Here is a 12,656-nt window from a genome sequence, read left to right as displayed (position 1 = left end):
GACGACATATCAGACGGCAATAACAATTATCCCAGTGCGTCCGAGATGAGTCGGTGAGAAACGATGATGGGCACACAGACAGAACACGGGGGGCGCCAGTGACGACCACAGCCGTCGTCCCACGGCACATCCGTCGGCAGTACAGCACGAAAATTACCGCCTCGCTTGGGGTGATTATCGCCGTGACACTCGCGTTCGGCGTTATTTTTGGTTACTACGTCGCTTCGGGTCCAGCCGAGGAAGCAACGAACCGCGCGATTGGCGCGCTGACTGGTCTCTTGGTGGTTTTCTTCATGAATCTCGGCCTGTTCGGTATCGTTACCGGCGGCAACACTGCACTCTCGCTCCAGCAACTCAGTTCGAAAACCGAACAGATCGGTGACGGCGAGTTCGACGTCGACCTCGAGACGGATCGAATCGACGAAATCGGGCAGTTGTACGCCACGATTGGGGAAATGCGCGACTCGCTCGAGGAGTCAGTTGCGAACCTCGAGGCCGAGCAAGAGCGTGCACAGGCGGCCAAACAGGACGCCGAACAGCGCGCCGAGGAAGTTGAACAGGAACGACAGCGCGTTGAGGAGACCCGCCGGAAAGTCGAACAGCAAAACGAGGCGTTGATCGCCGAAGCCGAACGATTCTCGGAAACGATGGACGCCTGCGCTGACGGCGACCTCAGCCAGCGCCTCGAGCCGACCACGGATAACGAGGCAATCGTCGCCATCGCCAACTCGTTCAACGAGATGGTCGACACGATGACCGAGACGATTACTGAAATCCAGACGTCCGCAGAGACGGTTGGAGACGCAGCGACCGAACTCCAGCACTCGAGCGGGCAGATCCGAGATGCGAGCGAGGAGGTCGCAACCTCTGTTCAGGAAATCGCAGAGGGGGCAGCATCACAGACCGAAGAACTCGATGTCGCAGCGAGTGAGGTCAGCGACCTTTCGGCGGCGACCGAGGAAGTCGCCTCAACGACGGCCGCCATCGCAGACCAGTCCCAGGAAGTCGCAGCGCTCGCCGCTGAGGGCCAGTCCGTGGCGGCGACCGCCGCGACGACGACGGACTCGCTCGTCGAAAACACCAATACCGTCGTTGACCGAGTCGACGAACTTGAGCGTGAAACCGACCAAATCGGCGAGATTATCGCGTTGATCGACGACATCGCTGATCAGACGAACCTGCTCGCGCTGAACGCCTCGATTGAGGCGGCAACGGCCGGCGAGGACGGCGACGGCTTCGCGGTCGTCGCAAGCGAGATCAAATCGCTTGCCGAGGAGACGATGGACGCGGTCGACGAAATCGAGACGACACTCGAGTCGATCCGCAATCGGACCGAAGCGACGGCAGCCGACATTACGACGGTCGATGCCGAACTCGAGGAGACGGCGTCGCTCGTCGCTGACCTCGAGTCGCGACAGGAGACGATCACTAGCCAAGTCGAACACGTCGACGAAAGCATTCAGGAGATCGCGCACACGGCTGACGATCAGGCTGACTCGGCCCAGGAGTTAGCGACGATTGTCGACGATGTGGCGGCCGTCTCGAACGAGACGACGAGTACGGCACAGCAGGCTGCTGCCGCAGCCGAGGAGACGACGGCGACAATCGAGACTGTCTCCGGGACGGCAACCGGACTCGAGGACGATGCAATCGACCTTCGCGAACTGCTCGATGCGTTTACCGTCACTAATCGACGGATCGCGGCGAGCGGAGGTGCGATTCGATGATCGAAACGCATCTGATCACGTTGGCCGCTGCAGGCGTTCTCGGGCTGACGACGCTGGTGCTCCTGTGGAGTGCCCGTAGCTTGCCTGCGATGGGGCGCCACTACGGATACGCCGCTGTCGTTGCATCCGGAACGATGACCGTCTCGTACGTACTGATGGGCGCTGCCGACATGGCGGCACTTGAAACAGATTTCATCCGGTTCGCTGGCTACACTGGCCTCTGGAGCATGATCTGTCTCGTGGTCGCTGGCGTTGCCGGTGCTGGACGCCGCCTCACCGCTGCGTTGCTCGCCATCGTGCTTGCGCGCCTGTGGGTGACCTACGCAAGCTGGCAACTCGAGGGAACGATTGGGACGATCCTGACGCTTGCGCCGTTCGTGTTGCTCGCTGCCGGGATTTACCTGCTGTTCGGCCCGTTCATGCAGGCAGTTGCAGGGGTCAGCGGGGAGCGACGGCTCCTCTATACGAAACTGCGGAATCTCATCGTTCTCGGCTGGATTGCACTCGTCGTTACCGGCATGCTCGGCGAGGCAGCAGCGCTGACTGATGACTTTATCAGCCAACTCCTCGCGATCTACGTGGAAGCGATCATTGTCATCGGCTTTGGTGGCATCGTGCTTCGGAGTCGAGACGCGCTCGCCGAGACCGCACAGAACCGACGGCTGCTCTCGCTTAGATCCGACCCGGACCACCTCGAGTCCGAGTCACAGCCCGACGCAGCCTGAGCGGCGGCGTTTTTGCGAGTACTATTCGTGTCAGTCGTCGCTCGAGACGGCTGCTTCTGATTCGGCTTGCTCGGGCTGTGAGCGGTCAAACAGCGGACTCTGCGGGCCAGGAACGAACGTGTTGAGCAGGAGTGCAGAGAGTGCCGTGACGATGACTGGCTGGCCGAAGAACAGTTCGGCGTCGCTTGGCAGTCCGGAAAGCGCTTCGGGCGTGGTCGCGATTCCGAGGCCGAGTCCGAGCGACACGGCGACGATAACCATATTTCGGCGGTCGAGGCTCGCGTTCGTGATAATGAGCCGAACGCCACTTGCGGCAACCATGCCGGCCATGAGCAAGACCGCACCGCCGAAGACGGACGACGGAATCGTCGTGACAGCAGCGCCGACGATTGGACTCAGGCCGAGCAGTGCGAGGATACCGCCGCCGATACCCACGACGTGACGACTCATCACGCCCGTGAAGTTCACGATGCCGACGTTCTGGGAGAACGAGGTGATCGGGAACGCAGCGAAAACTGAGCCAATCGAACTCAAGAATCCATCGTTAAACAGGCCACCGCGGAACTCCTTTGTCGTCGGGTTCCGGCCTTCAGCAGCGGTCACGCCCGACATGTCGCCGACCGTTTCCATCGCCGAGACGAGAAAGAGCACGGCGAACGTTGCAATCGCAATCGGCTCGAACTCGAGGCCAAAGCGCGTTGGCTCGGGGAACGCGATCAGCGCAGCATCCCCAACCGGCGAGAAGTCCACGATCTCGAGGCCGGTACCGAACGTGAGCGCGATGGCGGCAACGTAGCCAACGACGATGCTGATGAGCACGCTGAGTAAGCGAGTCACACCGCGTGTGAGCATGTTGAGGACGACGGCAACGAGCAGTACGAGACCGGCCAATCCGAGGTTGTGGAGTGCGCCGAAGTCTGCGGCATCGGCACCACCCGCTGCATAGTCCATCGCGACGGGGATCAAGTAGAGACCAATGATCACGACGACGAGTCCCGTGACGAGCGGCGGGAAGAAGGGTTTGATCCGCTTGAACTGCCAGCCGATGAGTCCTTCGACGACGAAACCGGTGACCAAAATTGCGCCGAATACGGCCGCTAAGCCGTAGTCAAGCCCAATCGAGACCGACGCCCCGACGAACGTAAAACTCGAGCCCATGACAATCGGCAGTCGAGCCCCGACTGGGCCGATAGTATAGGCCTGAATCATCGTTGCAATCCCCGAGAACAGCATCACCATCTGGACGATGTAGGCCGTATCCGCGACGCTGAGACCCACGTCACCGGCGACGATGTACGCGACCGCCGTCGCTGGCACGATCATCACGGCGATATGCTGTACCCCGAGCAAGAGTGATTTCGACAACGGCGGCTTCTCGTCAACGCCGTATTCGATCTGAACGCCCCCATCCGTGTTAGACGACATTGTGTGGCCGCCACGTTGCAGATAGGTGTACAAAAAGCTTCGTAAATACGTCTATTTCGTCCCTAGTGGTGCAAATATGTGCACGGAAGTGCATACCTCAGGGGCGAGAGCTAGTCGGAACTACTGGTCGTCGTGTACCGTCACATCGCCATCCTCGACCGTAATATCGATCAGACTCGTTGCGTCGTATTCGGTGTCATCGAGTGCGGAGTCGCCGACTTTTCGCATCACGACGACGATATCGGCGATGTCGGCACCGATGTCATCGAGCGCCTGGCAGATCGCCGCGAGCGTGCCACCCGTCGAGAGCATATCGTCGACGATCACGACCCGGTCGCCCTCTTCGATATCGTTGATGTACATCTCCGACTCCGAGTAGCCCGTTTCCTGGTGCAGCGAGACCTCGCCCTCGAGGCCGTACGGACGCTTGCGGATCACAACGAGTGGGATGTCAGTCTGCAGCGAGAGCGCCGTCGCGAGGTGAATGCCCATCGCTTCGGGTGCGACGATTTTGTCGACATCCAGGTCAGCCGTCTGCATGACCTCGACGACGACTTCCCGCAACAGGTCTGGCTCGAGTCGTGGCACGCCGTTACTGATCGGGTGGACGAGGTACTCGTAGCCGTCCTTGTCGATAATCGGGGCATCATCCAGTGACGCGAGGAGTCGGTCCATACTGCTGGTTCGGAAAATCCATGGAAAAGTCGTTCGCTCTCGACTCCCTGTCGATTCACTCGGTTCCGAATACCTATGGCACAATAATGTATGCTCAGTCCCTTAACAGACGTATCGTTTCATGCAATTAATCGTATTTTCGTAAACATCTAGTAGTGGAAGCGAGTCAACCTTCAGTATGACGTACGAACATCTCGACTCGGACCTCGTCAACGAACTGCTTGGGAACGGCCGTGCAAGCCTGCGAAGCCTCGCCGAAGAACTGGACGTTTCGGTTACAACCGTCTCGAATCACCTCTCTGACCTCGAGGACGAAGGCGTCATCGAGGGCTATACGCCGGTCCTCAACTACGATGAGGTCGGCTACGACGTCACGGCGATTATGCAACTCAAAGCCGAGGGGAACGCCCTGCCCGAGATTACGGAGACACTGCAAGATCACGAGCAGATGATTTCCGTCTACGAAGTCACCGGCAACTACGACGTCATCGCGATTGGCAAGTTCACCGATACAGACGACATGAACGACCAGATTAAGGCGCTGCTGACCGATCCAGACATCAATCAGTCGAACACCAGTGTCGTTCTCAACAGCGTCAGCGAGAACGAACAGTTCGAACTGAACACCGACGAGTAGTACTGTTGTAACGGGTCTTGGTGAGACCCACGACAGTCGTGTCGCACCGGAACAACGGCCACTGTCCGTCTACCAACCTCTCACAGTCGTTTGCGCTGGGGCCTCGAGCGCAGACGGGTGTACAGACCGACGTTCTGTCTGTCTCCAACCGAGAGCGGATGGTGTGTCACGGTGATCGAGGCCGCTCGAATTCAGAATGCGAAAGAATAACAGGTAAGGGAGTAGTATAGTAAATCGGTAGTTTTTGCTCGAGTCAAAACTGAGTGTGGCGAGGAACACGTTCGTATAGATATCTCGAGTAACAGTTGACTGGTCATCGGAGTATGACTTGCAGCATCCATTAGAGACAGTGATTCATACTGCCGGACAGCGCCAAATCGTCGTCTACCAGGAATTAAACGGGTTTGTAGATAACTCTCGATAGTATACAGTCACCGTGTCCCACTGCCGATCAGCGAATCCAACACACTTCTCGAGTGTCAAGAGTCTCTCCACACGAGGGGAACTGGTGAGTGGAAAAGACGATGAGACAGAGTAGTACAGAAGTTCAAAATACCATATATTTCAGGAGAGTCATAATAGTACCAGTATACTGGAGAAGCCGACGTATGGCAAAAAAGAGAAATCACCATACTCGAGGAGAGCAGCGGATACTGAACATATGTCCAGAAGCACAGAACAGTGTGAAGTTAGTGGAGAGGCAAAGAGAGAGAAAGATGGACCAACACGCCTGGGACTGGTGAAATCCCTGGTAGCGTTCGGTCCACTCCCTTCACGACGACGGTGATGGGGCAACCACTGTCGTGGCGAAGCGAGCTGGTGGAACCCAGCATCAATGACTAACCGTTCAGTCAATATAGGTCTGTTGCCTCGTTTCTCGATGTGGAACCAGGCGGGCACGGCAGAGGCGCCGCTGGAGTGGAGACGAAACAGCGTCGGATCGTTGACTGAATAGTCAGTAAGTTTTAAGTCGCACGCTGACCAATCGGTCAGTAAGAGCGAGCGTTTTTCATTACATTCGTATGAATGTAAGATATAGTGTACGTGGCGTCGACACCCCGCGACAGCCAAAATAGCCTCCTACGGAGCACGAATAGGAGGCATCCATATCGGCACAATGGAACTCCGAGAACGGAGACTCTACTCGAGTAACGTTCGTTCGATATGTGCTTCGATGAGCTGTCGATTGCGGTCGATGAGGTCCTGATCCTCGAGTGCGGTGCCACGCTCTAAGCAGCCATAGAGCAACGAAAAGAGCAGTTCTGCATGATCCTCAGGGGAGACGTCAGTGAACTGGCCAGTGTCGACACCCCACGCAATCGTTTCCTCGAGTGTCTCGATAATGATATGGTCAGACCGCCGGATTTGTTCGTGATAGGAGCGATTGTGTGGTGCCTGTGACCGAGCCTCAAAAAACGCCTGCCGAAACTCGAGTTGTTCGTCGTCCATCGCTGCTGGTAGGATGCGCTCGATGACTGCCCAGAGTTGTTCGGCCGGATCATCGTACTCGTCGTCGACCAGTGAGGTCTCGAGTCGCTCACACAGGTGCGTAAAGAAATCGTTCAGGATCGCTTCTTTACTGTCATAATGATAGTACAGTAATCCTTTACTCTTTTCGAACTCGGCTGCGATCTGTGACATCGTTAGCTCCGGATAGCCGTTTTTCGACAGTGCTCGGTACACTGCCCACATAATTTCCGCGTTCGTATCAACAGGTTCCTCCCCCTCGGACCCCGACCAGTTCGTGCCCGATGTGTCGGCCATACGCTCCCAAATGAGAATACAACATAAATAATCCCGGATCCAGATCGGATACACCAGACACCATCAGTCCCTCGATACAATCGAGAACCTATCACGGCTGGGATAATACCTCGAGACGCTGGTCCACTGTGTGAGTTCCCAGAGTAGCTGTCTGAGTACGACCGCATGGAGAGCCTGCGCGACAACTTAGCGCTCAGAACGCGGCTCACGGGACTCAGCAATAACATCAATGGGAACACCACCCCGCATCCCGCGGTCGGTATCCGCATCGCCGAATCCGGCGCTCAGGACGCGTGTCAGTGCCTCTTCTGAGGTTTCCTCGAGTGAGGTCACCTCGTCAGGATGGGCTTCGACGAGAAAGCCGGTCGTGATGTTCGGAGCGGTCGGAATAAAGTACAGTTCGCGCTCGTCGGGGGCTGGTTGGCCGGTTTTGAACGCCGTCATTCGAATCTCGTCCCAAACCTCGAGTCTGACGGGTTCCTGGAGCTGGTCCTGGTCGCCAACGGCAGTTTCGGCGGCTGTCTTGGAGGCGTTGTAGACCATCCGAACGCCGGGGATGTAGTTTGCGCTGGCGTCGAACACCCGTTCAGCAGCCGGGCCGATGGCAGTTCGCATCAACGATCCACACGCGTAGAGAACGACTAAAAGGAGACTAAGCGAGACGCCAACCCGAAGAAATTCGGTTGCCTGTTCACGCACCGTTTCATCCGCAATGAGGCCCTCGAGAAGCCAGTTGGGTACGAGAAACCCAGGCGTGAGACCTTCGATAAAGCCATAGAGAAGATAGAGGACGAATCCGGTAACGAGTACTGGCGCGACGACAACCAAGCCACGGGCGAGATCTCGTTTCCAAATACCCATTTTTCTACCCGTCTCGTCTGTACACGAAATCTGCCAGCGAGACTAATCAATCTATCGTCACACCGAGAGACAACCAGCGCAGACGAATCGCCGTTGCCCTCTCGTCGCCCAAAAACTCAATCTTTTTCACGGAACGGCCTAATCCGTGGGTAATGGCCGACACCGACGATGATCGTGTCTATTACGTACTCAGCGATCTACACATCGGTGGTGACGAACAACTCGAGGAAGCGCCGTTTCTCGATGAGTTACTCGCGTTTCTCGAGCGCCTCGAGACGACGGATGAAAACGCCGAGTTAGTGATCAACGGCGATGCGTTCGGACTGTGGGAGATTACCCAGGTCGATGGCATCGAGAAGTTCGACTTACTCGAGGAGACGTATCCGAGGCTCTTCGAGCAGTTGCGTGCGACGGGCGAACAGATCCCGATTACACTCCTTCCGGGGAACCACGATCACGAACTCGCAGCATACGATGCGTACGTCGAGCGATTTGCGGCGTACAATGTCGATCTCGTCCAGGAGCAATCGACCAGCCGCCAACTCGGTGATCGGACGATCTATTTCGAACACGGCAATCAACAGGACCCCAACAATCGGATCGAAGACTGGGGGAGTCCCCATGCGTCACCGCTTGGCTACTACTACAACACGCTCGTAACGAGCCGGGCTGGGCAAGTGTCCGACCGTGGCCGATACAACTGGCTCAAGGACGTTCAGGCGGTGACACCGACTGAATGGATGCCGATCTGGCTGGCTTCGAAGTACTTCTATCGTGAGATGAACCCGCTGTTGCGGTACGCGCTGGTGCCGTTTTTGCTGCTGTTCAACATCAGTGCGCTTCTCGCGATCCTTGCAGGGCTGGACCTGGCGGGCATCTGGTCACAGCCGGTCGACGACGCCACGGCATTTCTTGGCCAGTTCGGCATCGCTGGCACCGCCGTCTGGTACCTGCTGGCTGCCAACATCGCCGTTGCCGGCCTGCTGTTGCTCGTTGGTGTCCCAGTGTACTTCCTTCGCCGGGACATCACGCGCACGATTGACCGCTTTGGCATCCTCGAGACCGATCTGACGGTCGATCCGGCGAAACCGTACGATACGGCGGCACGAGACGTCTTCGAGGAGTGCCCCGAGACGGCGATTTTCTGCTACGGACACACGCACCGCCCAGAAAATCGGCGAGTCGACGGCCGACTGCTCGTCAATTCGGGAACATGGCTCAAGCGACTGCACCGACGAGACGGTGTAACCGGCCTGCTTCCGCCAGTGTTCTATCCGTCCTACCAGCTCTGTGCCGTCCGGATCGCCACAACAGACACCGATATCGTCGTCGAGCATCAGGCAATCGAAAAACCAAGTCCGAGCGGCGAGGAACTCACGCTCACTGAACGGCTGTTGACGCTCGGACGCACACCCAACCCCGAGCTTCCGGAACAGACCATCCTCGAGGATGCAGTCGCCAAGAAGAAAGAGAAGCCAACAGATCACTGACGCACGCGGTTTGATTCACTGTGGATGACGGACTGTAGCTGTCCGTCCACTCATCCGTAATGAGAGAGGCTCCCGCCAGCGTCCATGACTGTCTTGTCACGATGGAAACATTGATTGGTCTGCTGAAACTAGCGGTGTGCAATGACTGCGATAACCGTCGACGGACTGACCAAGAAGTTCGGCGACGTGACTGCCGTCGATGACCTCACGTTTACCGTTGACTCCGGTGAACTGTTTGGCCTACTCGGCCCGAACGGCGCAGGCAAATCGACGCTTATCAAAATGCTCGTCACCTTGCTCCAACCGACAGCCGGGACCGCGACGGTCGACGGTCATGACATCCTCACCGAACGTGGGGCCGTCCGCGACAGCATCGGCATCGTCTTTCAGGAACCCGCACTCGACGAAGAACTGACCGGCGCGGAGAACCTGGCCCTGCACGCTCGCATGTACGGCCAGCCGAAAGCCGAACGCGAACAGCGCATCGAGGAAATCCTCGAGTTGGTCGATCTCAGCGACGAACGAGACGACCTCGTCGAGCACTACTCCGGCGGCATGAAACGCCGCCTCGAGATCGGGCGCGGACTGATGCACGAACCTGCCGTGTTGTTTTTGGACGAGCCAACTGTCGGTCTCGACGCGCGGTCACGACGCGACACCTGGGAGTACATCCAGCAAATGAACGAGGAGGCCGGCATTTCGATTGTCCTTACAACGCACTACATCGAGGAAGCCGAACAGCTCTGTGACCGTGTCGCTATCGTCGACGACGGCACCATTGCCGCACTCGACACGCCAGACGCACTCAAAGGCTCACTCGGTGGCGACGTCGTCACACTCGAGGTCGAAACCGACGCAGCGCCGTTGTGCGAGCGCCTCGAGCGCGAATCCTGGGTTGCAGAATACACCGAAACCGATGGGGCGATCCACGTCACGCTCGATACTGCCGAATCGAGGGTTGCCGATCTCGTGCGCCTCGCAGACGCGGCCGACGTCCAACTGTCCTCGATTGATCTTCGAAAGCCCAACCTCGAGAGCGTGTTCCTCTCGGTGACGGGCAGTACACTCGACGAACGCAACGCCGCGGGGGCGGGGACGGGGACAGGCGAGGCGACAGCCGTCGGTGAGCAACCAGCGGAGTCAGCGGAGGGAATCCAATGAACCGAATCGACCCGCTCGGCATCTACGGGCTGTGGCTGCGAGACGTCAAGCGATTCCTGCGGACGCCGTCACGCATCGCAGGGGCGCTATCGATGCCGCTGCTCTTTCTCGTCTTTCTGGGCTACGGGTTCGAAGATGCGGCACTGCCGGGACTCTCCGAGGACATCGACTACATCCAGTATCTGGTGCCCGGAATCGTCGGTTTCACAATGATGTTTGGAGCGTCGTTCGCCGGTCTCTCGATTCTCTCTGATCGGGACGTCGGCTTTCTCAAAGAGATTCTGGTCGCACCGATCAGTCGCACCTCAATCGTCCTCGGGCGTATCGCCGGCGGGTCGACCACCGCGTTCTTGCAGGGGATTCTCATCCTCGTGTTCTCGGTGCCGCTTGGCTTTCGCTTCGCGAGTGTCTTCTCGCTGCCGCTGGCGTTTGGCTTTCTCGTTCTGATCGCAGTGACGTTCGTCGGCTTCGGCATCGCACTCGCCTCGCAGTTCCGCGACAGCGAGGGGTTCATGCTGATCGTCCAGTTTATCATCTTCCCGCTGTTTTTCCTCTCGGGAGCGCTGTTCCCAATCGAAGGACTGCCCGGCCCCGTGCAGTATCTCGCCTACGTGAACCCGCTGACGTATGGCGTCGACGGGCTTCGCGCCGTACTGATTCAGGAGTCGATGTTCCCTGTCGCGCTCAACGCCGGGCTCCTGTCACTCTCGTCGATTGCGATGGTCGCCCTCGGCGCGTACCTCTTTGAGCGCGTCGAAGCCGTCTGAACGCCTTATATCGCATCGTCCGGCTCGTGTTCCGCGGCCATTCGCCGTGCCTCAGTGGCGTACTGCTCTCGCAGTGCCGACTCGTCGACAGTGCCGAGATTTGTTGGGTCAGCATCGACAGCCGCGGTCGTCTCCCGAACGTCAGCAGACGACGTGAGTGCTCGCTCTTTGCGAAAGTACTGTGAGCCATCGGGCGTCGCGTAGGTCAGAATAATCAGGTTCTGCTCGTCATCCGAATACGTCCGTTCGACGAGCCAGACTTGAACCGTCTCTTCGGTTTCCATACGGAACCACTCAACGACTGGCCCGAAATAGCTCGGTGGTGACCCAGACAGTACGCACTGTCGTCGATCAGCCTTCGAGTCCGATGCCGTCCGCGAGCAACTCGTGTGAACGCAGGACGTCGTCGTGGTCGGCGATGAGATTTTGAACGATTACCTCGTCGACGCCAACTCGGTCGGTCAGTTGCTCGAGGAGGTCGGAAACCGTTTCCGGACTGCCCGAAATCGAGCGCGGCCAGCGATCCTCGGGCAGCGGGTTCGGCGTTGGGTCGGGAACGGCACCGAGTTCGTCGATTGCCTCCTCGACGGGAGGAAGTGAACCGGCGACCCCCTGGCGCATTCGCTGGTAGGAGGCTTCGGCAGTGGCACGGAGACGTGCGGCCTCGTCATCGGTTTCCGCACAGGCGACGTTCATCGCCAGCATTCCCGTTGGCTCGTCGGGACCAGCGCCGAATTCGGATGGCTCAAAGTGCTCGCGATAGACCTCGAAGGCGCGTTCGGCGAGCGTCGGTCTGATAAACGCCGCAAAGCAGTAGCGCAGGCCGAGGTCGGCCGCAATCTTCGCACTCGAGGGACTCGAGCCGAGGACCCAGATTTCGGGAACGCCGTCGTCGCTTCGGGCGAGTTGGAGTTCGGCGGCAGGGTCGGTATTGGAGAAGCCGTCGTAGAGGTAGCGAGCGGTTTCCTCGATTTTGTCGGCGTGGTCGCCATCCGGGTCCTCTTTACGGCGGTCGGTGCCGAGTGCACGGTCGGCCGCTGGGACGCCCGTTGCCCGCCCGAGACCAAGGTCGACGCGGTCGGGAGCCAGCCCGTCGAGCGAACTGAACGTTTCGGCGACCTTGAACGGGCTGTAGTGATTGAGCAAGATTGTTCCAGACCCGATTCGAATGGATGACGTTTCTGCCGCGAGGTGGCCGATGAGAACCTCCGGGGTCGTACTGGCGATTGAGTCACCCAACGCATGGTGTTCGGCGAGCCAGTATCTCGCGTAGCCGAGGCGGTCGGCTAGTTGCGCGAGTTCGACCGTGTTGTCGTAGGCGTCGGTCGCTGACCCACCCTCCGGAACAGGCGCGAGATCGACGATAGAAACGTCCATGGCGGCGATTGGGAACGTGGCCGTATAGTCGTTATTCTCCGAACTCC

Annotated in this window: 12 protein-coding genes; 6 read left to right on the top strand and 6 right to left on the bottom strand. The window is 58.5% G+C overall.

Annotation, left to right across the window (positions count from 1 at the left end):
* Positions 1 to 98: 98 nt before the first annotated feature.
* Positions 99 to 1,727 (top strand): methyl-accepting chemotaxis protein, encoded by a 1,629-nt coding sequence (locus tag B2G88_RS00875; protein ID WP_087713716.1) that lies wholly within the window; start codon positions 99 to 101, stop codon positions 1,725 to 1,727.
* Positions 1,724 to 2,452 (top strand): bacteriorhodopsin, encoded by a 729-nt coding sequence (locus tag B2G88_RS00870; RefSeq protein ID WP_054863753.1) that lies wholly within the window; start codon positions 1,724 to 1,726, stop codon positions 2,450 to 2,452. Before B2G88_RS00875 ends, B2G88_RS00870 begins: the two co-directional genes overlap by 4 nt.
* Positions 2,453 to 2,482: 30 nt before the next feature.
* Here B2G88_RS00870 and B2G88_RS00865 read toward each other — a convergent pair whose 3' ends face one another.
* The gene (locus B2G88_RS00865) at positions 2,483 to 3,877 is read right to left on the bottom strand and encodes a uracil-xanthine permease family protein (RefSeq protein WP_054863752.1); all 1,395 of its coding nucleotides are present in this window, start codon (positions 3,875 to 3,877) and stop codon (positions 2,483 to 2,485) included.
* A 120-nt stretch (positions 3,878 to 3,997) separates the two neighbouring features.
* The gene (gene hpt / locus B2G88_RS00860; protein WP_054863751.1) at positions 3,998 to 4,552 is read right to left on the bottom strand and encodes a hypoxanthine/guanine phosphoribosyltransferase; all 555 of its coding nucleotides are present in this window, start codon (positions 4,550 to 4,552) and stop codon (positions 3,998 to 4,000) included.
* A gap of 178 nt (positions 4,553 to 4,730) precedes the next feature.
* On the opposite strand from hpt, the gene lrp reads away from it, so the two are divergent.
* The gene (lrp, locus tag B2G88_RS00855) at positions 4,731 to 5,189 is read left to right on the top strand and encodes an HTH-type transcriptional regulator Lrp (protein ID WP_054863750.1); all 459 of its coding nucleotides are present in this window, start codon (positions 4,731 to 4,733) and stop codon (positions 5,187 to 5,189) included.
* A gap of 1,140 nt (positions 5,190 to 6,329) precedes the next feature.
* Here the strand turns inward: lrp and B2G88_RS00850 are convergent.
* Both B2G88_RS00850 and B2G88_RS00845 read right to left on the bottom strand, forming a co-directional pair.
* Positions 6,330 to 6,953, bottom strand: coding sequence for a TetR/AcrR family transcriptional regulator (locus B2G88_RS00850; protein WP_087713715.1), 624 nt, complete (start codon positions 6,951 to 6,953; stop codon positions 6,330 to 6,332).
* Between the two features lie 186 nt (positions 6,954 to 7,139).
* Positions 7,140 to 7,814, bottom strand: coding sequence for a DUF502 domain-containing protein (locus B2G88_RS00845; RefSeq protein ID WP_087713714.1), 675 nt, complete (start codon positions 7,812 to 7,814; stop codon positions 7,140 to 7,142).
* A gap of 152 nt (positions 7,815 to 7,966) precedes the next feature.
* Here B2G88_RS00845 and B2G88_RS00840 point away from each other — a divergent pair, with 152 nt between their 5' ends.
* The 3 genes from B2G88_RS00840 (at position 7,967) to B2G88_RS00830 (ending at position 11,232) form a co-directional block, all read left to right on the top strand.
* Positions 7,967 to 9,304 (top strand): metallophosphoesterase, encoded by a 1,338-nt coding sequence (locus B2G88_RS00840; protein WP_054863749.1) that lies wholly within the window; start codon positions 7,967 to 7,969, stop codon positions 9,302 to 9,304.
* Positions 9,305 to 9,445: 141 nt separating this feature from the next.
* Positions 9,446 to 10,465, top strand: a complete 1,020-nt coding sequence (locus B2G88_RS00835) for an ABC transporter ATP-binding protein (protein ID WP_054863748.1) — start codon at positions 9,446 to 9,448, stop codon at positions 10,463 to 10,465.
* On the top strand, positions 10,462 to 11,232 hold the full coding sequence (locus B2G88_RS00830; RefSeq protein ID WP_087713713.1) for an ABC transporter permease: 771 nt from the start codon (positions 10,462 to 10,464) through the stop codon (positions 11,230 to 11,232). The genes B2G88_RS00835 and B2G88_RS00830 overlap by 4 nt, the downstream gene beginning before the upstream one ends.
* 5 nt (positions 11,233 to 11,237) lie before the next feature.
* On the opposite strand, the gene B2G88_RS00825 is transcribed toward B2G88_RS00830, so the two are convergent.
* Together B2G88_RS00825 and B2G88_RS00820 are read right to left on the bottom strand one after the other, a co-directional pair.
* The gene (locus B2G88_RS00825) at positions 11,238 to 11,516 is read right to left on the bottom strand and encodes a hypothetical protein (protein ID WP_054863746.1); all 279 of its coding nucleotides are present in this window, start codon (positions 11,514 to 11,516) and stop codon (positions 11,238 to 11,240) included.
* A gap of 67 nt (positions 11,517 to 11,583) precedes the next feature.
* Positions 11,584 to 12,609, bottom strand: a complete 1,026-nt coding sequence (locus B2G88_RS00820; protein ID WP_087714271.1) for an LLM class flavin-dependent oxidoreductase — start codon at positions 12,607 to 12,609, stop codon at positions 11,584 to 11,586.
* Positions 12,610 to 12,656: the final 47 nt, after the last annotated feature.

The organism is Natronolimnobius baerhuensis, from assembly GCF_002177135.1.
In the GTDB taxonomy this organism is placed as follows: Archaea; Halobacteriota; Halobacteria; order Halobacteriales; family Natrialbaceae; genus Natronolimnobius; species Natronolimnobius baerhuensis.
The sequence above is the reverse complement of the archived record's forward strand: the minus strand, read 5'-3'. Positions and strand labels throughout refer to the sequence as shown.

What these genes read in the sequence shown, in the direction of transcription:
- B2G88_RS00870 (WP_054863753.1), top strand. Translation starts at nt 1,724, where the DNA reads ATGATCGAAACGCATCTGATCACGTTGGCCGCTGCAGGCGTTCTCGGG.
- B2G88_RS00835 (WP_054863748.1), top strand. Translation starts at nt 9,446, where the DNA reads ATGACTGCGATAACCGTCGACGGACTGACCAAGAAGTTCGGCGACGTG.
- B2G88_RS00830 (WP_087713713.1), top strand. Translation starts at nt 10,462, where the DNA reads ATGAACCGAATCGACCCGCTCGGCATCTACGGGCTGTGGCTGCGAGAC.
- B2G88_RS00825 (WP_054863746.1), bottom strand. Translation starts at nt 11,516, where the DNA reads ATGGAAACCGAAGAGACGGTTCAAGTCTGGCTCGTCGAACGGACGTAT.
- B2G88_RS00840 (WP_054863749.1), top strand. Translation starts at nt 7,967, where the DNA reads ATGGCCGACACCGACGATGATCGTGTCTATTACGTACTCAGCGATCTA.
- B2G88_RS00845 (WP_087713714.1), bottom strand. Translation starts at nt 7,814, where the DNA reads ATGGGTATTTGGAAACGAGATCTCGCCCGTGGCTTGGTTGTCGTCGCG.
- B2G88_RS00820 (WP_087714271.1), bottom strand. Translation starts at nt 12,609, where the DNA reads ATGGACGTTTCTATCGTCGATCTCGCGCCTGTTCCGGAGGGTGGGTCA.
- B2G88_RS00850 (WP_087713715.1), bottom strand. Translation starts at nt 6,953, where the DNA reads ATGGCCGACACATCGGGCACGAACTGGTCGGGGTCCGAGGGGGAGGAA.
- hpt (WP_054863751.1), bottom strand. Translation starts at nt 4,552, where the DNA reads ATGGACCGACTCCTCGCGTCACTGGATGATGCCCCGATTATCGACAAG.
- B2G88_RS00865 (WP_054863752.1), bottom strand. Translation starts at nt 3,877, where the DNA reads ATGTCGTCTAACACGGATGGGGGCGTTCAGATCGAATACGGCGTTGAC.
- lrp (WP_054863750.1), top strand. Translation starts at nt 4,731, where the DNA reads ATGACGTACGAACATCTCGACTCGGACCTCGTCAACGAACTGCTTGGG.